This is a genomic window from Burkholderia sp. MSMB1072, assembly GCF_001524725.1.
Classification (GTDB): Bacteria; Pseudomonadota; Gammaproteobacteria; order Burkholderiales; family Burkholderiaceae; genus Burkholderia.
This window is the reverse complement of the sequence record NZ_LOYC01000006.1, coordinates 57474-78512: the sequence shown is the minus strand read 5'-3', so window position 1 is coordinate 78512 and position 21039 is coordinate 57474. Positions and strand designations below refer to the sequence as shown.

The window sequence follows — 21039 nt, the reverse complement described above, 5'->3', positions numbered from 1 at the left end:
CCGCCGCGCTCCCGAACCGCTGCAACGCGCGTGCCAGCGTCACGCTGGCATACGGCTTGCCTCGTTCCCTGTAATGCAGCGTCACGAGCGACGGTCATGAACCTGCTTGCCTATCCGTTTTATCAATGGTCTGCGGAATGCCTGCGCCCGGCGCGTGCATGGGCAGCCGCCACGCGCGCGACGATGTCGCTGTGGCCGCCGGCGACGTCGACACCGACGGGCCGCATGGTCGACGCGCTGTGCGAGCTGCTCGAATGCTGCGCGTTCTCGCACCGGCGTCCGCCGTTCGGGATCGCGTCGGTCGTCGTCGACGGCGAAACGGTGCCGATCGTCGAGGAAGCGGCGACAACGACGCCGTTCGCGACGCTGCTGCATTTCCGCAAGGCTCGGCCGGTCGCGCGCCAGCCGCGCGTGCTGATCGTCGCGCCGATGTCCGGGCACTTCGCGACGCTGCTGCGCGGCACGGTGCGCACGATGCTGGCCGACCACGACGTGTACATCACCGACTGGCACAACCCGCGCGACATCCCGCTGGCGGCCGGGCGCTTCGGTTTCGACGAGTACGTCATGCACGTCGTCGACTTCATCCGCCACATCGGCCCGGACGCGCACGTGCTGGCGATCTGCCAGCCGACCGTCGCGTCGCTGGCGGCCGTCGCGCTGATGGCGGCCGGCGGCGATCCCGCGCAACCGGCGAGCCTGACGCTGATGGCCGGCCCGATCGACTGCCGCGTGAATCCGACGAAGGTCAACGCGCTCGCGACGAGCCGGCCGATCGAATGGTTCGCGCGCAACCTGATCAGCGTGGTGCCGGCGGGTTTCGTCGGCGCGCAGCGGTGCGTGTATCCGGGCTTCGTGCAGGTCGGCGCGTTCATGTCGATGAACCCGGACCGGCATGCGGCGTCGTTCGCCGATCTGTACTACGAGCGCGCGAAAGGCGACCCCGCGAAAGCCGATACGTTGCGGCACTTCTACGACGAATACTTCGCGACGGCCGATCTCACCGCGGAGTTCTATCTGGAAACGGTCGAGAAGGTATTCCAGCAGTACGCGCTCGCACGCGGCGAGCTGTCGGTGGGCGACACGCTCGTCGAACCGGCGGCGATTCATCGCACCGCGCTGTTGACGATCGAAGGCGAAAAGGACGATATCTGCGCCGTGGGCCAGACGGTGGCGGCACAGGAACTGTGTTCGGGGTTGCCGTCGTACCTGAAGACGCACCATGTACAGACGGGCGTGGGGCACTACGGCGTGTTCAACGGCAGCCGGTGGGAAACGCAGATCTATCCGATCGTGCGGGCGACGATCCACGACAACGAGCCGTACGATCGCACCGCGGATGCGCAAGGCGACACGAGCGGTGCGCACTATGTCACGCTGCGCGCGCTGCTCGATGCACGGGCATCCGCGGTCGACTCGGCGGCCGAAACGCAATCGGATCACGCGCACTGAACGCGGTGGCGCCACAGTGAATCGCCCCGCCGGAGCGGCGGGGCGATGTTTGCTGCAGCATTCGGACGGCGCACGAGCGAAACCGTTCGCGCGCCGGGCTCGCTCGTTACGAGCAAGCCTTGCCGTGCGACGCGTGGTAGCCCTTCGCCTTCGCGTCGGCTTCCGACATGTAGCTGCCGTGCTTCGTCTTGCCGTAGTACTTGTCGGTCGAGCAGTGATAGACCTTCGTGCTGTCGTTCACCCACACCTTGCCGGCGCCGCCGCCCGGCGCCGCAGCCGTCGTGGCCGCGCTCTTCGCCGGTGCTGCGCCCGATGCCGGCGCAGCGGAAGCCGCCGTTGCCGGCGCCGCGGCCGGTGCGCTCGCCGCGGCAGCGGCCGATGCGCCGTACCACGCCTTCACGCCCTTGTGACCCGCGCATGCGCCCTTCTTCGATGCGCCCGAGTAGAACGAGCCGTCCTTGCACAGACCGGTCGTACCGGCCGGCGCGCTGGCCGGAACCTGCGCGAACGCACCGATCGACACACCCATGCCGGCGACCAGCGCGGCGATCAACATCGTTTTTTTCATGGTCCTCTCCTGATTTGCCTGAATGACGAAAGCGTCCGGGGCATTCCCGGGAACAGCGACGGTTACCGCACCCAGCGGCACACGCGATGGTGGTGATGATCGAAATGGCACACGCGATGCGAATGCGCTTCGGCCAGGGCCGGCGCGAGCACGGCGCAAGCCAGTGCGGTGGCGGTCAGGATCTTCGCGATGCGGTTCATGGTGACACTCTCCCGGATAGGTCAGCCGGTAGTCCGGCCGTACCTCCTTAACGCCGGGCGTCGACACGCCGTGCACCGCACCTGCGTGCAATTGACGATCTTTGACATCGCATCGCCTGTCGACGCTCGAAGCTGACGAACGTCTTTCTTTTCTTTCTGGTTCTTCAGCTTCTCGATCGTTTGGAATTCGAAGGAATGTGTCGAAGCGGAAAGCAGTTTCCGAAGGTCAGCGGGACAGTAAAAACCGCCTGAATGCAGGCGGTCCGTCGAAAACGCACACCCAACCGGAAAGCTACGCACCGACCTCGCCCCACGGCGTCGGCTCCGGCACCGCGCACGGGCCGTCGACGTCGATCGATTTGAAGTCGGCAGGCCCGACGATCTCCAGGTACTCCATGTCCGGCGAGTAATCGAACAGGTAGTGGACGATCCCCGGCGCCTGGTGCACGCAGTCGCCGGCCGCCACCAGCGTTTCCTGTTCGCCGTACATGAAGCGCGCCCAGCCCTTCAGCATGATCACGATATGGAATTCGGCCTCGTGACGGTGCCATCCGGTGCCCGCCGTCGGTGCATGATTGGCCCTGACGAGTTGCGCGACGACCTTGCCGTTCGTCGCGGCGGCGATGCCGAGATCGCGGTACAGGAAGAAGTCGCGCAAGCCCTCGCCTCGATAGGCGGTGTCCTGCGGCTTCACGTGGGAAAAAGCGGTGGTGGTCGGCGTGCTCATCGCGGTGCTCCTTCATCGAAAGGATGACGCGAGACAAGCATTTAGCGTTCCAGTTTGCGGCGGCACGAAACCGGGCGCGTCACCGCTTGCGCCGCTTGCCGGTCAGCAGCGTCTGCGCGATCACCGCGAGCAGCAGGAACGCACCGCTCGCGAGGTTCTGATAGTACGGGCTCAACGTGCCGACCTGGTTGATCACGTTCTCGATCACGCCGAGCAGCAGCACGCCCGCGAGCGGACCGAACAGCGTGCCGACGCCACCCGTCAGCAGCACGCCGCCGATCACCGCGGCCGCGATCGATTGCAGCTCGTAGCTGTTGCCGGCGCCCGGCAACCCCGAATCGAGCCGCGACGCGAGCAGCGCACCGGCCAGCCCCGCCAGCGCGCCGCTCAACCCGTACGTGACGACCTTGAGCCCTTCGACGTTCACGCCGAGCATGCGCGCCGCCTCCTCGTTGCCGCCGATCGCGAACACGCCCGCGCCGTAGCGCGTGTGATTCAGCACGAACGCGGCGACGAGATACGCGACGAGCACGATCCACACGAGATTGCCGATGCCGAACAGCGAGCCGTTCGCGATCGTCGCGAAGAAGCCGGGGTTCGCGATCAGCATGTCCTGGCTCGCGAGCACGAGCGACAGCCCTTTCAACCCGAGCAGCGCGGCGAGCGTGACGATGAACGGCGCCATCCGCGCGCGTGCGATCAGCCAGCCGTTCACGAGCCCGACGATCAGGCCGACGCCAACGGGTGCGGCCAGCGCGGCGCCCCAGCCATACGGCGCCGCATACGCGGCGATCACGGTGCCGAGCCCGACGAGCGAGCCGACCGACAGGTCGAACCCGCCGAGGATGATCACGAAGCTCTGCCCGATCGTGATCAGCGCGACGAACGCGGCGGCCGCGACGATGTCGAGCAGGTTCGGCGCGCTCAGGAAGTGCGGAAACACGCGGCCGGCGATCAGGCACACGAGCACGAGGATCGCGATCGCGCCGCGCGCCTGCACGAGCCGGACGAACTGCGCGCGGCGCGCACGGCCGGCATCGTGCGCGGTGGACGGGGAGATCGGCGCGGTCGACATGTCAGGCTCCCGAGCGTTGCAGGTACAACGCGCCGAGGATGAACGCGGCCTTCAGAATCTGCGCATACGTGTAGCTGATGTTGTTCATGATGAAGCTGGCATCGAGCAGTTGCAGCAGCAGCACGCCGAACACGGTGCCGACGATCGACACGCGCCCGCCGGACAGCGGCGTGCCGCCGATCACCGATGCGGCGATCGCATCGAGTTCGAAGTTCACGCCGACATAGTTCGGATCGCCCGCGCCGAGCCGCGCGGTGGCAAAGAGGCCGGCCAGCCCGGCCAATGCACCGCTTGCCGCATAGACGGCCAGCAGCGTGCGCCGCACGGGCACGCCGGCGAGATGCGCGGCATCGCGGCTCGCGCCGACGAGTATCGTGTAGCGCCCGAAGGTCGTGTTGCGCACGACGAAGAACACGATCGCCGCGCACGCGAGCGCGATCAGCATCACGACCGGCAGCCCGAACAACGTACCGATGCCGACGAAATCGAACGCATCGGACGGCGGCAGGCTCACGCGCGAGCCGCCGAGCAACGCCTGCGCCAGCCCGCGCGCGGCGACCAGCAATGCCAGCCCGGAAATCAGCGGATCGATGCCGAGCCGCGCGACGAGCCCGCCGTTGAACAGGCCGGCCGCGAGGCCGATCGCAATCGCCGCCGCGAACGCCGCGCCGGTGCCGTACGGCAAACATAGGGCGATGATCGCGCTGGAGAGCGCCATCACCGAGCCGACCGACAGGTCGATCCCGCGCGTGGCGATCGCGAGGTTCTGCCCGAGTGCGATCAGCACGATCGGCGCGGCCTGGAACAGCAGACTGCGCGCGGCGAGCGGATTCGAGAACCCGGGCGTGACGATCAGGTTGAAGGCGGCGAGCGCGACGAACGCGAGATACACGCTGTGCTCGCGTGCCTGCGCGAACAGCGAGCGGCGCGACGTGCGGCGGGCCTGGTCCGGTTCGCTCATCAGGTTGGCAAGATTCACGCTTTCCTCATCCTCGGGTCGATGTGCGGTGCGTTACGTCTGGTTCGCGAGCAACGCGGTCACGTCGTCGGGGCGCGCGCCGCGCGTCGGCAGTTCGCCGCTCGTCGCCCCTTCGTGCAGGATCACGAGCCGGTCGGCCAGCTCGAGCAGCTCTTCCATCTCCGACGATGTCGCGACGACCGCGAGCCCGTCGTCGGCGAGCCGTTTGACGAGATCGTGCACTTCCGCCTTCGCGCCGACGTCGATGCCGCGCGTCGGATCGTCGAGCAGCAGCACCGACGGCTCGGTCGACAGGCAGCGCGCGATCAGCGCCTTCTGCTGGTTGCCGCCGGACAGCGTCGAGATCGGCGCGCCCGCATGCGACGTCTTGATGCCCAGCTCGCGGATGTAGCGCTCGACGAGCGCCTCCTGCTTGCGCACGGAAATGAAGCCGAAGCGGGCGATGCGCGGCAGCACGCACACGACGATGTTCTCGCGCACCGACAGCTTCGAGAAAATCCCTTCCGAGCGGCGATCCTCGGACAGGAACGCGAGCCCCGCGCGAATCGCCCGCGCCGGGTCGGCACCGTCGAGCGCACGGCCGCCGACGCGCACCGCGCCGCCGTCCGGCTGCTGCGCGCCGAACACGGCCTTGAACGTCTCGGTGCGGCCCGCGCCGAGCAAACCCGCGAGCCCGACGATCTCCTTCGGCGCGACGCGGAACGACACATCGCGCAGGCGCGTGCCCCAGCGCAGCCCGTCGACGGCGAGCGCCGGCTCGCGCGTCGTATCGGCGGCAGCCGCCTCCGCCTGTTCGCGCGGGCCGTGCGCGCCGACTTCGCGGCCGAGCATCGCCGAAATCAGCGCCATGCGCGGCAGCCGGTCGGGCGTATCGCTGCGCACCACCGCGCCGTCGCGCAGCACGGTGAGCCGGTCGCACATCCGGTAGCACTCGGACAGACGATGGCTGACCAGCACGATCGCGATGCCGGTTGCACGCAACTGCTCGACGACGCCGAACAGCACCTCGACTTCCGCGCCGCTCAACGCGGAGGTCGGCTCGTCGAGAATCAGCACGCGCGCGCCGAGCGACACGCCGCGCGCGATCGACACCATCTGCTGCTGGCCGAGCCCGAGCGAGCCGACCTTGTCGGCCGGGTCGACGTCGAGCCCGTAACGCTCGACGATCTCGCGGGTGCGCACGCGCATCTCGCGGCGGTCGATCCACGGGCCGAAGCGGCGCGGCTCGTGGCCGAGGAAGATGTTCTCGGCCACGCTGCGCTCGGGAATCAGGTTGATTTCCTGATAGACCGCGCAGATGCCCGCGCGCTGCGCGGCACGCGGGCTGTCGAACGACACGGGCACGCCATCGACACGGATCTCGCCCGCATCGGGCTGGTGAAAGCCGGTGAGGATCTTGATCAGCGTCGACTTGCCGGCGCCGTTCTCGCCCATCAGCCCGTGCACCTCGCCCGCGCGCAGCGACAGCGACACGCCGGTCAGCGCGCGCACGACGCCGAACGTCTTGCCGACGCCGCGCGTCTCGAGCACGACGGGTTTGCCGTCGGCGCCGGTGCCGGCGTCGGGTCCGGCGGGAAGCGTTGCGTCCATCGCGCGCCTCGCATTCGCGGTTGAGCGGTTGAGCCGTTGCCGATCGTTTGCCGGCCGATCAGTAGACGAGGTTCGCTTCGAGCGAATGCTTCGCGTTCGCCTTGTCGTACAGCGCGTCCTCCATGATCTGCTTCTGCGCGACCGGCTTGCCGGCGAACCATGCTTCGAGCGACTTGAATGCGAGCGGCCCGAAGCGCGGATTCGTCTCGACGCTCGCGGCGGCCGAGCCGTTCGCGATCGCGGTGACGAAATCCTTGGTGCCGTCGATCGACACGACCGTCACGCCGCGCTGCTTGCCGGCCTGCCGCAACGCGGTCATCGCGCCGAGCGCCATCGTGTCGGCCTGCGCGTAGACGGCGTTCACGTCCGGATGCGCGAGGAGCACCTGCTCCATCACCTTCTGCGCTTCGGTGGCCGACCAGTTCGCGGTCTGCGACGCGACGATCTTCATGTTCGGGAATTTCTTCAGGCCGTCGGCGAAGCCGTCGGTGCGCTGGCTCTCGACGGTATTGCCGTAGCCGCCCTGGATCTCGGCGATCGTGGCCTTGCCGCCCGTCGCATCGGCGAGCGCCTGCGCGGCGCGCTGCCCTTGCCGGAAGAAGTCGGAACCGAGGAACGTGATGAAATCCTGGCACGGCGTGCCGGCCGTCTGGCGGTCGATCGTCACGACCGGGATGCCCTTCGCGCGCGCCTGCGCGAGCGCGGGCTGCAGGCCGGTCGAATCGTTCGGCGCGACGATCAGCGCCTGCGCGCCCTGGTTGATCATGCTTTCGATATCGGCGACCTGCTTCGCCTGGTTCGCGTTCGCATTCGTATACAGCAGCCGCTTGACGCCCGCCGCCTTCGCAGCGGCGCGCACCGACGCGGTTTCGGTCGCGCGGAACGGATTCTGTTCGTTCTCCGATTGCGAGAAGCCGACCACGAGATCGGTCAGCTTCACGCTGCCCGGCTTCGGATTCGTGCAGGTCTGCGCGGAGCTGGCGCCGACCTTCTGCGCATTGTCCTGCGCATGCGCGATCGCGACGCATCCGAGCGTCACCCCCATCGTCACCACGATACGTTGCAGCTTTGCACGGCTCGGCATCATCGTCTCCAAGTGTTGTGATGTCGTGATCGGCCCGCGCCCCGTGGCACACCTGCGGCAGCGGCATCACGAATTAATATTATTACTCGATATTATCGCCTGCCCGAGTCGGGATAATCCCGTACCGCCGAACCCGTCAGGCGGGGCCCGGGGTCCACCGCAACGTCGCCTGCAGCGACTCGCCCGGCGCCAGCACGCAGCCGCCGACGAGCGACGCGGATTCCGCCGCATTGAAGCTGTCCGTCGTGTTCGTGACGGGCTCGACGCACAGCGCGTCGGCGCCCGACGGGGCGTACACGACGAGCTGATCGAACGGCCGCTCGGCCTGCAGCACGATCTGCCGGCCGCGCTCCGGCCAGATCACCGCGGCCTCGCGGCGCCAGCCGACGAAATTGTTGTCGAGCTCGAATGCATCGACCGGCATCCCGTTGCACAGCGCGGCGACGGCCGGATGATCGCCGACGTGGGTGGGCAGCACGTCGGCGTCGGCGTGCCACATCGCGTCGACGTGTGCCTTCACGACGGTGTGCGGCGTGCGCAGGTAATACGGGTGATGGCCCATGCCGAACGGCATCGGCTGCGCGCCGAGGTTGCGCGCGGACAGTGTGATCGACAGCACGGGGCCGTCCAGCCGGATCGACTGGCGCGCCTCGTAATGGAACGGCCAGTCGCCTGCGCGGCCCGCGTCGGGGCGGTGTTCGAAGCGCAGGTCGACCTGCGTGTCGTCACGCCGCTCGACCTGCCACGGACGCAGCCAGCCGTGCCCGTGCAGCGCATGGCGATACGCGTCGTCCGGGCCGGACAGGTCGATCGTGCGGCCGCCGAATTCGAACTTCGCGTCGCGGATGCGGTTGCAGTAAGGAAACAGCGGAAAGCTCGCGAAGCGCAGCGGATCGCCGCTCGCGAGCGCCGCGCCGGTGGTCGGGCGGAACCAGTGCTGCGGGCCGTCCGGCGCTTCGTCGTAGTACGCGGCGATCGATCCGCCGGCCTGCGGCGCGACGCGTACGCGGGTCGACCCGCTGGCGAGTTCGATCAGGTCGGTGTGGCGGGGCATTCCCATCGGCATCGATCATCCCGGGATGAAGCTGACGACCCCGCCGGCCGGCGTGCAGCATTCGGCCGCGGGCATGTGCGGCCAAGGATGGCACGGCGCCGCCCGCGTGGTCAATAATATTTGTTGATATTATTATCCGGATATCCACGCATCCGGCGCAGCCCGCGTAAAGCTTGATTGCCGGCCCGAATGGCCGATGTTACCGTCGTGTCGAATTGATCCGACCCGCTGTTCCTCAACGATTTCATTTGCCCATCCTGCCGAGGCCGGACCGCGCTCCTACCGTGAAACGCTCTACTCAACGTCGCCCCACGATGACCGACATCGCCAAGCTTGCCGGCGTGTCGCAATCCACCGTCTCCCTCGTGCTGAACAACGCGGCGGGCACGAAATTCTCGGACGCCACGCGCGAAAAAGTGCTGAAGATCGCGCACGAACTCGGCTACCGCTTCCTGCCACGCGAAGTGACGATGACGCACAGCGGCGAGCGCGACCTGATCGTCTATCTCGCCGACGAAATCTCGACGAGCCCGCACCCGGTCGTCAACATCGACGGCGCGCGCGACGCGGCCTACGCGAACGGCAAGCTGCTCGCCGTGTACTCGACCCACGGCAACGTCGACATCGAGCGCCAGGTGCTCGAGTCGGTGCTCGCGATGCCGAACCTGCTCGGCGTCGTCTACGCGACCGTCTACACGCGCAAGGTCGCGCTGCCGGCCGAACTGCTGCGCGTGCCTGCCGTGCTGCTCAACTGTTACACGACCGACAGCGGGCTGTCGTCGATCGTGCCGGCCGAAGTCGCGGGCGGCCATGCGGCGACCGAATACCTGCTGCGCGCGGGCCACCGGCGCATCGGCTACATCAACGGCGAACCGTGGCAGGACGCCGCGAAGGATCGCCTGAAAGGCTATCGCACCGCGCTCGCCACGGCCGACATCCCGTTCGCGCCGGAACTCGTGCGCGACGGCGACTGGGGCTCCGACACCGGCTTCGAGCAAACGCTGTCGTTGCTGCGCGAGCCGCACCCGCCCACCGCGATCTTCTGCGCGAACGACCTGATGGCGATCGGCGCGATCGAGGCCGTCAAGCATCTCGGGATGCGCGTGCCCGACGACATTTCGGTGCTCGGCTACGACGACCAGGAAATCGCACGGCACACGCACCCGCCGCTGTCGACGATCGTCTTGCCGAACTACGAACTGGGCCGCTGGGCGGTCGAGATCCTGCTGCAGGAAGAACAGAACCGTGCGGTCGGGATGCCCGTGCGCCGCCGCGCGATCAAGCTCGACGGGCCGCTGGTCGAGCGCGGGTCGGTGCGGACCGTCGAGACGGCCGCGCAATCGGCGAGCGCGTAAGCGCGTCCCAGCCTCCTTCCTTCCGGACACCACACGACGCGGTGCGGCGCATTCGCCGCCCGCGCGTGTTCGCGCGGCCGTCGCCCCCCTTCTGCTTGCCCTCGTTGCCGTACATTCGAGGGTAAACACCATCACTAAATTATTAGTAATATTTTCCAGGCATTCCTATACTTGCACCGGCATCGGGCAGAACCCCGAGCCACGACACAGCAACACGACGAGACGGTGACCGGAAGCGACTGCGCGCGAACCCGCCGCGCTGCCCGCTCCGTGCCGTCCGCACATCACACGCACACCGTGCCGCGACGCTCGCCGTCCGGGCACCGCTTCATCCGCATCGAGTCACCAGTCGTCCGCTTCTCCCCATTGATACGGAGTCCAGAATGACTATCACGTCTCGTCTCAAGCCCGCCGCGCTCGCGGTCGTCGTATTGCTCGCCTCGTGCGGCGGCGATGATTCGTCCGCCCCGTCGGCATCGGCGCTCGCCGCGCGTGCGTCCGTCGATGCCGCAGCCAGCGACAGTGCCGCCACGGCCAACGCCGCCGCATCCGGCGATTTCATGAACATGGGGCACGGCGGCCCGTCGCATTTCCCGAACCAGCTCGTCACGCTCGGCCTGCCGGGGCCCACGCCCGCGCTGCGCGTGTCGTCGCGCGGCGTGCCGCCGTATGCGCCGCCGGCGCCGCCCGTCGCGACCGACACGCAAACGCTGACGCTCGCCGATTTCGATACGTACGGGCCGGCCTGGACGAGCGGCGGCACGAACACGATCCGGATCGACGGCACGAGCACGGACGGCGCGAAGCTCGTCACCAACGCGCAGCATCCGGCGTACGGCCACGCGTCGTACGAAGCGGACGTGACGATCGGCGCGCCGGCGCCGGGCGCGAATACCGCCAATGCGGGCTTCATCGTGCACGTGACGAACCCGTCGGTCGGCACCGATGCACTGACGGGCTACTACATCGGGCTCGACGCGGTGCGCCACGTGGTGCAGGTCGGCCGCGAGCAGAACAACTGGACCGATTTCATCGACTACCCGGCGCCCGCGGTCGTGCCGGGCAGCACGCACCACCTGAAGGTCGTCACGCGCAACAACGCGATCGACGTGTTCGTCGACGGTACGCAGGTGATCAGCATCAACGACGCGACGAGCGGCCTGACGACCGCGCTGCGCGCGGGCGCGTTCGGGCTGCGCCGCTTCGGCGCGAGCGTCGCGTTCAGCAACGTGACCGTGAGCCGCTATCCGGACGTCGCGCCGAAAACGTACGATTTCTCGCGCGTGGTGGGCGCCGTGTACAACCCGTGGAATGCCGTCAACGCGATCGATTTCTGGCAGAACTACGATCCGGCGATCGTCGATCGCGAGCTCGACTATGCGCAGACCTACGGGATGAACACGATCACCGTGTACCTGCACTACCTGAACTGGGTCAACGATCGCGACGCGTTCCTCGCGAAATTCGACAGCCTGCTCGAGATCGCCGCGCGCCACGGGCTGAAGGTCGCGCCGATCTTCTACGACGATTGCTGGCACGTCGATCCCGCGTACGGCCCGCAGCCCGCGCCGATCTTCGGCGTGCACAACAGCCGCTGGGTGCAGTCGCCCGGGCAGTCGGTCGAGCAGCAGTATCTGCAGCCGATCGCGGCGGGCGCGTCGACCACGTACAAGCAGGACCTGCAGCACTACATCGCCGATTTCGTGTCCGCGCATCGCAACGACCCGCGCATCCTGTACTGGGAACCGATGAACGAGCCCGGCTGCAGCGGCAACGGCGCGCTGCAGCCGACGCGCGCGTGGATGATGAACGACGCGCGCATCGCGATCCTGAACGCGGGCGCGACGCAGCCGATCAATTCGCCGAACGTGCAGGAGCCGGAAGGCGATTACTTCTCCGACTTCCATGCGTTCCACCCGTACGCGATCAATGCGACGACGCCCGACTACTCGCTGCCGCCGAGCCTGCTCGACAGCCTGAACTCGGAAACGCTGCAGCGCGGCTGGCCGGGCGGCCAGGCGGGCCAGACGATGGCCGGCATCGCGTCCACCTACGGCGGCAAGACGGGCTTCCTGGTATGGGAGCTGATGATCGGTCGCACGAACACCCGTTTCCACTGGGGGCAGACTGCCTCCGCGCCCGCCACCGTCGAGCCGGCGACGCCGTTCCAGGGCACGCTCTACCCCGACGGCCACCCGTGGAGCACGGCCGAGGTGCAGGCGCTCGCCAGCGCGTTCAGCTCGCGGCTGCGCGTGCTGAACGCGACGTACTACAACGACACGACCTTCACCACGCCGGTGTTCTCGTCGATCACGCCGCTGGTCGATTTCGACCTGAACACCGAACGCGGCACCGACTCGCCTGACGCGTCGAAGGGGATGAATGCGACGAACTATGCGATCCGCTGGACCGGTGCGCTCGACATTCCGAAGGCTGACAACTACACGTTCAGCGTGACGAGCGACAACGTCGCGCGCGTGTGGATCGACGGCCGCCAGGTGATCGACAAGGCGCAGCCGGGGCTCGCGACCGCGAAGGGCCGCATCCACCTGTCGCCAAAGCGGAACGTGCCGATCCGCGTCGAGTACGTGCATGCGAGCGGGCCGGCCAGCATGCATCTGCAATGGTCGAGCCCGAGTGCGGGCCGCGACAATCTCGTGCGTGTCGCGCAGCGGCCGTTGACGGACGCGCTCGCGCAATAGCAGGCATGACTCGCATCGCCCGTGAAGCCTTCGCGGCTTCACGGGCGATGCACTGCAACCCGCGGACGGGCTTACTTCAGCCGCCCCGACAGAAACTGCCCGAGCCGCTCGCTCTTCGGATTGACGAGGATCTGCTGGGGATCGCCCTCTTCCTCGATCTTCCCCTGATGCAGGAAGATCACATGATTCGACACGTTGCGCGCGAATCCCATCTCGTGCGTGACGACGACCATCGTGCGGCCTTCCTCGGCGAGCTTCTGCATCACCTTCAGCACTTCGCCGACCAATTCCGGATCGAGGGCCGACGTCGGCTCGTCGAACAGCATCACTTCCGGCTCCATCGCGAGTGCGCGCGCAATCGCGACACGCTGCTGCTGGCCGCCCGACAGGTGCGACGGATACATGCCTTCGACGCGCGGCGCGAGGCCGACCTTCTCCAGATACTTGCGCGCCCGCGCGATCGCCTCGTCACGGCCGACGCCGAGCACGGCCATCGGCGCTTCGATCACGTTCTCGAGCACCGTCATGTGCGCCCACAGGTTGAAGTGCTGGAACACCATCGCGAGCTTCGTGCGCATCCGCTGCAGTTGCTTCTGGTCGGCCACGCGCAACGAGCCGTTGCGATCGCGCGTGGTCTGGATCGGCTCGCTGCCGATCGTGATCTGCCCCGAGCACGGCTGCTCGAGGAAGTTGATGCAGCGCAGGAACGTGCTCTTGCCGGAGCCGCTCGAGCCGATGATGCTGATCACGTCGCCGGCCTTCGCCTTCATCGACACGCCCTTCAACACCTCGTTGTCGCCGAACTTCTTGTGCAGGTTGTCAACCGTAAGCTTGTACATGCTGGGTCCTTCGTTGCGGATCTTGTGAATGCATCAATGGCTGCGCGGCGCGAGGTACGCGAGCCAGCGCGTCTCGAGCTTGCGGAACGCCCAGATGAGCGCGAACACGACGACGGCGTACAGCACGGCCGCGATGCCGTAGGCCTGGAACGACATGTAGGTAGCCGAATTGACGTCGCGCGTGACCTTCAGGATGTCGGGCACGGTCGCGGTGAACGCGAGCGTCGTCGCGTGCAGCATCAGGATCACTTCGTTGCTGTAGCTCGGCAGCGAGCGGCGCAGCGCGGACGGCAGGATGATCCGCGTATACAGCTTGAAGCGCGACATCCCGTAGGCCATCCCGGCCTCGATCTCGCCGGCCGACGTCGCCTTGATCGCGCCCGCGAAGATCTCCGTCGCATATGCGCATTCGTTCAGCACGAACGCGAGCAGCGTGCAGTTCATCGCATTGCGGAAGAACGTGTCGAGCAGCACGTGGTTGTGCACCACCTGCAGGCTGTAGATGCCCGTGTAGCACATCAGCAGCTGCACGTAGAGCGGCGTGCCGCGGAACACGTACGTATAGAGCCATACGGGCCCCGAGATCCAGCGGTTCGACGACGCCCGCGCGATCGCGAGCGGCACGGCGAGCGCGAAACCGAACGCGATCGACACGACCAGCAGCCACAGCGTGATCGCGAGGCCGCTGAAGCGGTAGCCGTCGGAATAGAGATAGCTTTGCCAGTACTGACCAACGAGTTCGATCACAGTGCGAGCCTCCGGACGCCGACGGAATAACGCTTCTCGAGGTGATGCAGCACGACGTTGGACACCGTCGTGATCGCGAGGTAGATCGCACCCGCGGCCAGCGTGAAGAAGAAGAAATCGAGCGTGCTCTTGCCGGCGTCCTGCGACGCCTTCACGACGTCGGCGAGGCCGATGATCGACACGAGTGCGGTGGCCTTCACGAGCACCTGCCAGTTGTTGCCGATGCCCGGCAGCGCGAAGCGCATCATCTGCGGGAACAGGATCCGGTAAAACACGCGCCAGCCGCTCATCCCGTACGCGAAGCCGGCTTCGAGCTGGCCGCGCGGCACCGCGAGGAACGCGCCGCGGAACGTCTCGGTGAAGTACGCGCCGTAGATGAAGCCGAGCGTCACGACGCCGGCCACGAACGGATCGATGTCGATCTGGTCCCAGCCGAGCAGGTCGGTCGCGTCGTTCAGCAGGATCTGGATCCCGTAGAACAGCAACAGCATCAGCACGAGATCGGGCACCGCGCGGATCAGCGTCGTATAGAACGTGCCGACCGCCTTGAGCCCGCGGTTGGCCGACAGTTTCGCGGCCGCGCCCGCGAGGCCCAGTATCAGCGACGCGGCGAGCGACAGCACCGCGAGCTTCACGGTCTCGACCGTGCCGGCCCACAGCAGCGGGCCAAATCCTTGGAAGATCATATGAGGGATCCAGAACGATGTGGCTGGATTGTCGATAGCCATTAACCGTGCATCAAACGAGTTCTGCGCACGACGTGATGCGGTCTGCTCATCAAGCCGGATGCCTGCCTCGAAGGGTGGGGCATCCGGCAACGCAGGCGGCGCGCCGCACGCGACGCGCGCCGCATGGGCGGTCAGCCGCCGTAGACGTCGAACGCGAAGTACTTCTTCTCGAGCTTCTTGTACGTGCCGTCCTTGATGATGTCGGCGATCGCGCGATCGATCTTCGCCTTCAGGTCGGCGTCGTCCTTGCGCAGGCCGATGCCCGCGCCGTTGCCGAGCGTCTTCGGATCGTCGAGATCCTTGCCGGCGAAGTCGAAGTTCGCGCCGCGCGGCGTCTTCAGGAAGCCGATGTCGGCCTGCACCGCGTCCTGCAGCGCCGCGTCGAGGCGGCCCGACATCAGGTCCTGGTACACGCCGTCCTGGTTCTGGTAAGGCACGACCTGCACGCCCTTCGGCGCCCAGTACGCCTTCGCGTAGGTTTCCTGGATGGTGCCCTGCTCGACGCCGACCGACTTGCCCTTCAGCGATTCGGCCGTCGGCTGCAGGCCGGCGCCCTTCTTCGCGACGAGGCGCGTCGGCGTGTTGAACAGCTTGTCGGAGAACGCGATCTGTTCGGCGCGCGCCGGCGTCATCGACATCGACGACAACACGCCGTCGAACTTCTTCGCCTTCAGCGCCGGAATCATCCCGTCGAAGTCGTTCTCGATCCACACGCATTTCGCCTTCAGCCGGGCGCAGATCTCGTTGCCGAGATCGACGTCGAAGCCGACGACCTTGCCGCTTGCGTCCTTCGATTCGAACGGCGGATAGCTGGCGTCGACGCCGAAGCGGATCGTCGACCAATCCTTGGCGTGGGCACCGACCGCGAGGCAGGCGAGGGCAATACTGAGCGCGAGTTTCTTCATGGCGTTCCTGTCAGAGGCGAACTGGGGCGGATTCCGGCCGGCTGGCCGCCGTGAACCCTTGCAACCGGCAATCGCCTGTTTCGGCGATTCTCCAAGTTGTACATACAACTTTGCCTTTTCACGGATGAGGCCGGCAATCCGTGTTTATCTCTAATTGTCGGCGGATTAGGATCTCCGGCATGACTTTCCTTAATTTTCAATTAATTATTGATTACACCCGGCTGAAAGGCGGCTTTCTCGCGGCGTACGGAGGCGGCCGGACGGTGTGTGTCGGTTGTCTAGACTTCACCACCCGAACCGACATTTCCCCACCGACCGGTTGCCGCCCTGACCGGCGTCCGCCGCCGCCGCGCGTGACACGCGTCACGCACTCCCCGCTTCCGTCGATTCGAATACGCGTTGCCGCACGGACACGCGCGACGGATCGCGTGGCAGCAAGGCAGCGGCCTCTGTCGAATACGGTCTTCGGGCTGAGCAGCGGCAATGAGGATCTTGGTGGCGGTCTGCATGCGCAGTTTCGCGTCGAAAGCGGCTTCAACCTGAAAAATGTAACGCAGTCCTATCGAAACACGATGTTCGGCCGCCGCGCGCATGCCGGCGATCGGCATCCGGCATCGGTTCCGATCGCGACCGGCCCGCCGCAGGCCGGCCGCCCTGTGCAATCCCGCATGGACGCGCGCCGGCCGAACGGGGATCATTCGGGGCATCCGGGCCAGCGCGTCCGCGAAACCGGTACACTCGGCGCCGGGCGCGCGCCGGATCGGCATCCGGCGGCGGCCCGCTGCCGACTCTGAAATCGCGATCCCATGACCACACCGATCTATCAGGAAATCAAGGACTTCATCCTCGCGCGCATTCATGCCGGCGAATGGGCCGAAGGCGACCAGGTGCCGTCGGAGAACGAGCTCGCGCGCGAATTCAACGTCGCGCGCATGACCGTCAACCGCGCGCTGCGCGAGCTGACGGCCGAACAGGTGCTCACGCGCACGCGCGGCTCCGGCACCTATGTCGCGTCGCCGAAATACGAATCGACGCTCGTCGCGATCCGCAGCATCTCCGACGAAGTCGCCGCGCGCGGCCACGGCTATCGCGCGCAGGTGCTGCAGGTCGGCGCGGCCGTCGCCGATGCGAAACTCGCCGACGAGCTGCAGCTCGACACCGGCAGCCCGATCTTCCATTCGCGCGTGCTGCATTTCGAGAACGACACGCCCGTGCAGCTCGAGGAACGTTGGGTCAATCCGGCCTGCGCGCCCGAATACGCGCTGCAGGACTTCACGACCACGACGCCGAACCAGTACCTGACGCGCGTCGCGCCGCTGCAGCGTGTCGAATACCGGATCGAGGCCGCGATGCCCGACGCCGAAACGCGCCGCCATCTGACGATGGACGATCGCGAGCCGTGCCTGCTGCTGCATCGGCGCACGTGGTCGCAGGGGATGGTCGCGTCGGTCGCGAATCTGTGGCATCCGGGCAGCCGCTACCGGTTCACCGGGCATTTCTGATGCCAGTGCGCGCGCTCACGTCGCGCGCGGTTGCCCCCAGCGTTCGATCGCACTGACGGCCCGCTTCAACCCGTCCTCTTGCGCGAGGCGCGCACCGAGTTGCGTCGCACGCGTCTTCGTCTCGCCCCGTTCGGCAAATGCGATCGCGCGCGCCAGCGCGGCGGCGTCCACGCGCCGCCCCGCGACCGGCGCAGCCGCGACACCGAGCCGTTGCAGCCGGTTCGCCCAGAAAAACTGATCGCCCGCGAACGGCACGACCACCGACGGAATGCCGGCGCGCGCGGCCGAGTGCGTGGTGCCCGACCCGCCGTGATGAATCGCCATCGCGACGCGCGGGAACAGCCAGTCGTGCGGCGTGTCGCCGATCACGCGAACATGCGCCGGCAGCAGCGCTGCATCGATGCCGCTCCAGCCCGGGTAGAACAGCGCGCGTCGGCCGGCCAGCGCCTGCGTGAGCGCCGCGGCCATCGCCGCACGATCGAAGCCGGCCATGCTGCCGAACCCGACGTACACAGGCGGTTCGCCCGCGTCGAGAAACGCCGACAGTTCCGGCGGCGGCGACCACGCACGCGCATCGATCCGCCACTGGCCGCATGCATGCACGTTCGCCGGCCAGTCCGCCGGGCCGGACAGCAGCGCCGGCGATACGCCATACAGCATCGGATGATCGGTCCACACGTGCTTGCGCGGCGGCAATCCGCATACGCTGGCGCGCGCGGCATTGGTCGACTTCCTGAACGCGTGCCACAGCAACGCATTCACGAGCCGATGGCTCGCGCGATTCAGCCAGCGCGGCAGCTTCCCCGGCGGCAGGAACGGCGACGCGAATTCGGCGCTCGGCGTGATCGGGATCATGCCCGCGCCGATCGCCGGTATGCGGCGATACTCGGCGACCGACAACCCGACGAACGACGCGAGCCCCGACACGAGGAGCGCGTCGCACCCGGCCGACGCGTCCGCGACTTCGCGCATCCACGCGGCCGTGTTCGCATTCGCGATCGCGGCGAGCGCCTTCGACGTATCGTTGAAGCCGCCGCGTCCGCGCACCGCATCGGCCAGCGCGCCGTCCGGCGCAATCGCGCGACGGATATCGCCGGATAGCGGCGCCGACGGCACGCCGAGCGCGGCGGCCGAGCCGAGCGTCGCCGCATCGGCCAGCAGCCGGACGTCATGACCGGCATCCAGCAGCGCGCGGCCCAGCGCCGCGAGCGGACGCGTGTCGCCTTCGGTGCCGTAGGTGGCGATGACGAGTTTCATGCGGAAGCTCCTCGTGCGCGACGGAAAAGGTTGGATTCAAAAAAATGCACGTCGTATACTAATGCAATCCGCACACTTTCAGTGAATCCCCTGCCATGACGATTCCGACCGACGATCCGGGCCGCCGCGCACGCAAACGCATCCAGATGCTCGCGCATCTCGCCGCGACCGGCGCGCGCCTGTTCGATGCGCACGGCTACGACGCCGTCACGATGGAGCAGATCGCCGCGCAGGCCGATGTCGCGAAGCGCACGCTGTACAACCACTTTCCGACGAAGGAAGCCGTGCTCGCGCACTGGCTCGAAGGCGAACTCGCGCGCGATCTCGCACATCTGCAGCACGACGTCGCGCGGCGCAAGACCTTCGCGTCGCGCATCGGCTGCGTGCTCGACGCGTCGGCCGAATGGTGCGAGGGACATCCGGCGTACCTGCTCGCATACCTTCGGCACCGCTTCCTGAGCATCGGCGCAGCCGAACCGGAGCGTGCGGGAGAGACCGGCAGCGATATCGCATCGGTGTGGCAGCAACTGATCGTCGCCGGGCAGCAGGCCGGCGAACTGAACCGCACGCTGCGGGCCGATCAGCTCGCAACCTGGTTCCATCATCTGTATCTCGCCGCCATGCTGCGCTGGCTGACCGTGCCGGGGCTGTCGCTGAAACGGGAGTTTCAGTCGGTCGCGAAGCTGTTCATCGAAGGCGCGGAAGCGAAAAGCTGACGCATCGCGTTCACGCCACGCATTCGGGAACGGTATCGGGCATGGCGGCGGCCAGATGGATCGCATGCCGCACCGCCGAACGACACGCCGTATGGTGCGAATGTGTGCCCCCGCATCGGCATTTTTACGACGCTCGCACGCATCTCATGCGAAATTTCCCGCGCAGCAGTATGCTGATGCCGTACGGCTGCGCACTATGCATCGGGCAAACCCGACGTATGCATGCGATCGCGCCGCCGTCGCGACCGCAATCATGCGTTGCAAGGAGGGTTGTGATGGCTACCACGCATCAGCACTTCCACCTCGAACTACGGCACGCCACCGCGCCGACCTACATCGTCAGTTACCTGTTCCCTGCGTTGCTGTTCGTCTACGAACTGCTGCGCGTCGGCCAGTGGATCCGCGATCACGGGATGCAATTCGTCGCGTTCAAGCAGATGGGCTACGAGTATCTGCTGATGCTGCTGTTCGTCGGGCTGCAGATCGTCGTCGAGGCGATCTTCCTGCTCGGCGCCGCGATGCGCAAGGATCATCGCGATTTCGAGCACCGCTTGCCGAACGTGATCCTCGGCATCGGCTGCTCGATCGCGCTGCTGGCGATCGATCTCGCGATCCAGCTTTCGTTCTGACGGCCGGCGGGCGCACACCCGCCGGGAATGGCGAGCGCGCTCAGGCGGGTGCGTCGCGCAGGAACGTCGCGACGGCGGCCAGCACGTCGTCGGTTCGCTCGCGGTGCGGCATGTGTCCGCAGCGGGCGAGCAACAGGAACGACGACGGCCCGGCGACGCGCGCGGCGATCCGCTTCGGATGCACGTCGGACCCGTATTCGTCGTCTTCGCCGTGAATCGCGAGCGTCGCGCACTGCACGCGCGGCAAGTCGTCGTCGAGCGTCCAGTCGCGGAACGCCGGCGACAGCCACGTGTCGACCCACGCGTGCAGCACCCATTCGGCCTTGTCGCCGTGATAGCGCGCGAGCCGGTCGAGCTGCCCCGGCTCGTCGAACTGCCGCCCCGCGTCGCGAATGCCGGCCAGCGTGCGATCCTCGACGAATGCCTGCGCAGCGACCGTCACGAGCGCGCGGCAACGCGCCGGATACGCGGCCGCACAACCGACCGCCATCCCGCCGCCGACGCTGTGGCCGAATGCGACGAACGCATCGACGCCGAACCGTTCCAGTACCGCAGCGAATGCACGGTCGGCCTCGTCGCGCACGAACGCCGTGCCGAGCTTGCCCGGATGGCGATCCGAACGGCCGAAACCGAGGCGGTCGTAGGCGATCACGTCGCGCTGCGTGACGCGCGCGAGCTGGGCGGGAAAGTCGCGCCACAAGTCGACGCAGCCGAGCGAATCGTGCAGCAGCACGATCGGCTCAGCCGTGTGCCGCGCGGGAGCCGGAGCCGCTCGCCAGCGTTTCGCAAAGAGCCGCCCTTGTGGCGTCTCGACGGTTGTCTCCTCGGTCACGATATCGGTCATGTGTCGGTCGTCTGCATGAAAGCGGCCGCCCGCCGGCGGCCGCATCGAATCCGGCCATGGTGGCCTGCCGGCGCGCACCGCGTCAA

The 21039-nt window shown here is 67.2% G+C and carries 20 protein-coding genes and 1 pseudogene; 7 read left to right on the top strand and 14 right to left on the bottom strand.

The annotated features are described in order from the left end of the window. Window positions 1-96 precede the first annotated feature (96 nt). Window positions 97-1452, top strand: a complete 1356-nt coding sequence (locus WS89_RS01920) for a polyhydroxyalkanoate depolymerase (RefSeq protein ID WP_059789328.1) — start codon at window positions 97-99, stop codon at window positions 1450-1452. A 106-nt stretch (window positions 1453-1558) separates the two neighbouring features. Here the strand turns inward: WS89_RS01920 and WS89_RS01915 are convergent, their stop codons facing one another. From WS89_RS01915 to WS89_RS01885, 8 genes are all read right to left on the bottom strand, one after another. Then, the gene (locus tag WS89_RS01915; protein WP_059504110.1) at window positions 1559-2020 is read right to left on the bottom strand and encodes a DUF3761 domain-containing protein; all 462 of its coding nucleotides are present in this window, start codon (window positions 2018-2020) and stop codon (window positions 1559-1561) included. A 62-nt stretch (window positions 2021-2082) separates the two neighbouring features. Next, window positions 2083-2220, bottom strand: a complete 138-nt coding sequence (locus WS89_RS34125; RefSeq protein ID WP_175883728.1) for an HHHH-motif protein — start codon at window positions 2218-2220, stop codon at window positions 2083-2085. Window positions 2221-2512: 292 nt separating this feature from the next. Beyond that, entirely contained in the window at window positions 2513-2947 is a 435-nt protein-coding gene (locus tag WS89_RS01910; RefSeq protein ID WP_059504112.1) for a cupin domain-containing protein, read from the bottom strand. Between the two features lie 79 nt (window positions 2948-3026). After that, window positions 3027-4022 (bottom strand): ABC transporter permease, encoded by a 996-nt coding sequence (locus WS89_RS01905; protein WP_034205352.1) that lies wholly within the window; start codon window positions 4020-4022, stop codon window positions 3027-3029. A 1-nt stretch (window position 4023) separates the two neighbouring features. After that, complete coding sequence (locus tag WS89_RS01900) at window positions 4024-5001, bottom strand: ABC transporter permease (RefSeq protein WP_082741759.1); 978 nt, start codon at window positions 4999-5001, stop codon at window positions 4024-4026. 33 nt (window positions 5002-5034) lie between these two features. Next, window positions 5035-6591, bottom strand: a complete 1557-nt coding sequence (locus WS89_RS01895; protein WP_059789326.1) for a sugar ABC transporter ATP-binding protein — start codon at window positions 6589-6591, stop codon at window positions 5035-5037. 58 nt (window positions 6592-6649) lie between these two features. Then, entirely contained in the window at window positions 6650-7678 is a 1029-nt protein-coding gene (locus WS89_RS01890; RefSeq protein WP_080681277.1) for an ABC transporter substrate-binding protein, read from the bottom strand. Between the two features lie 133 nt (window positions 7679-7811). Next, a complete protein-coding gene (locus tag WS89_RS01885; RefSeq protein WP_059789325.1) occupies window positions 7812-8729 on the bottom strand; it encodes an aldose 1-epimerase in 918 nt (305 codons plus the stop codon). A 314-nt stretch (window positions 8730-9043) separates the two neighbouring features. On the opposite strand from WS89_RS01885, the gene WS89_RS01880 reads away from it, so the two are divergent. Continuing rightward, the gene (locus tag WS89_RS01880) at window positions 9044-10084 is read left to right on the top strand and encodes a LacI family DNA-binding transcriptional regulator (protein WP_059789324.1); all 1041 of its coding nucleotides are present in this window, start codon (window positions 9044-9046) and stop codon (window positions 10082-10084) included. A 383-nt stretch (window positions 10085-10467) separates the two neighbouring features. After that, window positions 10468-12786: a PA14 domain-containing protein gene (locus tag WS89_RS01875; RefSeq protein ID WP_059789323.1), complete on the top strand. Its 2319-nt coding sequence runs from the start codon at window positions 10468-10470 to the stop codon at window positions 12784-12786. Window positions 12787-12857: 71 nt separating this feature from the next. On the opposite strand, the gene WS89_RS01870 is transcribed toward WS89_RS01875, so the two are convergent. From WS89_RS01870 to WS89_RS01855, 4 genes are all read right to left on the bottom strand, one after another. Continuing rightward, a complete protein-coding gene (locus WS89_RS01870) occupies window positions 12858-13625 on the bottom strand; it encodes an ABC transporter ATP-binding protein (protein WP_059504123.1) in 768 nt (255 codons plus the stop codon). A 33-nt stretch (window positions 13626-13658) separates the two neighbouring features. Continuing rightward, window positions 13659-14372, bottom strand: coding sequence for an ABC transporter permease (locus WS89_RS01865; RefSeq protein WP_059789322.1), 714 nt, complete (start codon window positions 14370-14372; stop codon window positions 13659-13661). Further along, window positions 14369-15058 (bottom strand): ABC transporter permease, encoded by a 690-nt coding sequence (locus WS89_RS01860; protein WP_059504127.1) that lies wholly within the window; start codon window positions 15056-15058, stop codon window positions 14369-14371. Before WS89_RS01860 ends, WS89_RS01865 begins: the two co-directional genes overlap by 4 nt. A 173-nt stretch (window positions 15059-15231) precedes the next feature. Continuing rightward, window positions 15232-16005 carry an ABC transporter substrate-binding protein gene (locus WS89_RS01855; RefSeq protein WP_059789321.1) on the bottom strand — a complete coding sequence of 258 codons (774 nt, stop codon included), beginning with the start codon at window positions 16003-16005 and terminating at the stop codon, window positions 15232-15234. A gap of 423 nt (window positions 16006-16428) precedes the next feature. Between WS89_RS01855 and WS89_RS34975 the strand changes: the two are divergent. Next, window positions 16429-16604: pseudogene (locus tag WS89_RS34975) on the top strand (porin); the annotation flags it as partial. Window positions 16605-16811: 207 nt separating this feature from the next. Next, window positions 16812-17507, top strand: a complete 696-nt coding sequence (gene hutC, locus WS89_RS01845) for a histidine utilization repressor (RefSeq protein WP_034205366.1) — start codon at window positions 16812-16814, stop codon at window positions 17505-17507. 15 nt (window positions 17508-17522) lie between these two features. On the opposite strand, the gene WS89_RS01840 is transcribed toward hutC, so the two are convergent. Beyond that, on the bottom strand, window positions 17523-18764 hold the full coding sequence (locus tag WS89_RS01840) for a glycosyltransferase (RefSeq protein WP_059789319.1): 1242 nt from the start codon (window positions 18762-18764) through the stop codon (window positions 17523-17525). A 95-nt stretch (window positions 18765-18859) separates the two neighbouring features. On the opposite strand from WS89_RS01840, the gene WS89_RS01835 reads away from it, so the two are divergent. Together WS89_RS01835 and WS89_RS01830 are read left to right on the top strand one after the other, a co-directional pair. Then, the gene (locus tag WS89_RS01835) at window positions 18860-19480 is read left to right on the top strand and encodes a TetR/AcrR family transcriptional regulator (RefSeq protein ID WP_059789318.1); all 621 of its coding nucleotides are present in this window, start codon (window positions 18860-18862) and stop codon (window positions 19478-19480) included. A gap of 275 nt (window positions 19481-19755) precedes the next feature. Further along, window positions 19756-20109: a hypothetical protein gene (locus WS89_RS01830; RefSeq protein ID WP_059504137.1), complete on the top strand. Its 354-nt coding sequence runs from the start codon at window positions 19756-19758 to the stop codon at window positions 20107-20109. A gap of 40 nt (window positions 20110-20149) precedes the next feature. Here WS89_RS01830 and WS89_RS01825 read toward each other — a convergent pair whose 3' ends face one another. Further along, a complete protein-coding gene (locus WS89_RS01825; protein ID WP_059789317.1) occupies window positions 20150-20953 on the bottom strand; it encodes an alpha/beta fold hydrolase in 804 nt (267 codons plus the stop codon). Window positions 20954-21039 lie beyond the last annotated feature (86 nt).

Excerpts from the sequence above, each read along its gene's own strand:
- WS89_RS01910 (WP_059504112.1), bottom strand. The coding sequence starts at position 2,947 with ATGAGCACGCCGACCACCACCGCTTTTTCCCACGTGAAGCCGCAGGAC.
- WS89_RS01835 (WP_059789318.1), top strand. The coding sequence starts at position 18,860 with ATGACGATTCCGACCGACGATCCGGGCCGCCGCGCACGCAAACGCATC.
- WS89_RS01895 (WP_059789326.1), bottom strand. The coding sequence starts at position 6,591 with ATGGACGCAACGCTTCCCGCCGGACCCGACGCCGGCACCGGCGCCGAC.
- WS89_RS01825 (WP_059789317.1), bottom strand. The coding sequence starts at position 20,953 with ATGACCGATATCGTGACCGAGGAGACAACCGTCGAGACGCCACAAGGG.
- WS89_RS01855 (WP_059789321.1), bottom strand. The coding sequence starts at position 16,005 with ATGAAGAAACTCGCGCTCAGTATTGCCCTCGCCTGCCTCGCGGTCGGT.
- WS89_RS01905 (WP_034205352.1), bottom strand. The coding sequence starts at position 4,022 with ATGTCGACCGCGCCGATCTCCCCGTCCACCGCGCACGATGCCGGCCGT.
- WS89_RS01890 (WP_080681277.1), bottom strand. The coding sequence starts at position 7,678 with ATGATGCCGAGCCGTGCAAAGCTGCAACGTATCGTGGTGACGATGGGG.
- WS89_RS01920 (WP_059789328.1), top strand. The coding sequence starts at position 97 with ATGAACCTGCTTGCCTATCCGTTTTATCAATGGTCTGCGGAATGCCTG.
- hutC (WP_034205366.1), top strand. The coding sequence starts at position 16,812 with ATGACCACACCGATCTATCAGGAAATCAAGGACTTCATCCTCGCGCGC.
- WS89_RS01880 (WP_059789324.1), top strand. The coding sequence starts at position 9,044 with ATGACCGACATCGCCAAGCTTGCCGGCGTGTCGCAATCCACCGTCTCC.
- WS89_RS01885 (WP_059789325.1), bottom strand. The coding sequence starts at position 8,729 with ATGCCCCGCCACACCGACCTGATCGAACTCGCCAGCGGGTCGACCCGC.
- WS89_RS01830 (WP_059504137.1), top strand. The coding sequence starts at position 19,756 with ATGGCTACCACGCATCAGCACTTCCACCTCGAACTACGGCACGCCACC.
- WS89_RS01915 (WP_059504110.1), bottom strand. The coding sequence starts at position 2,020 with ATGAAAAAAACGATGTTGATCGCCGCGCTGGTCGCCGGCATGGGTGTG.
- WS89_RS01840 (WP_059789319.1), bottom strand. The coding sequence starts at position 18,764 with ATGAAACTCGTCATCGCCACCTACGGCACCGAAGGCGACACGCGTCCG.
- WS89_RS01870 (WP_059504123.1), bottom strand. The coding sequence starts at position 13,625 with ATGTACAAGCTTACGGTTGACAACCTGCACAAGAAGTTCGGCGACAAC.
- WS89_RS01875 (WP_059789323.1), top strand. The coding sequence starts at position 10,468 with ATGACTATCACGTCTCGTCTCAAGCCCGCCGCGCTCGCGGTCGTCGTA.
- WS89_RS34125 (WP_175883728.1), bottom strand. The coding sequence starts at position 2,220 with ATGAACCGCATCGCGAAGATCCTGACCGCCACCGCACTGGCTTGCGCC.
- WS89_RS01860 (WP_059504127.1), bottom strand. The coding sequence starts at position 15,058 with ATGATCTTCCAAGGATTTGGCCCGCTGCTGTGGGCCGGCACGGTCGAG.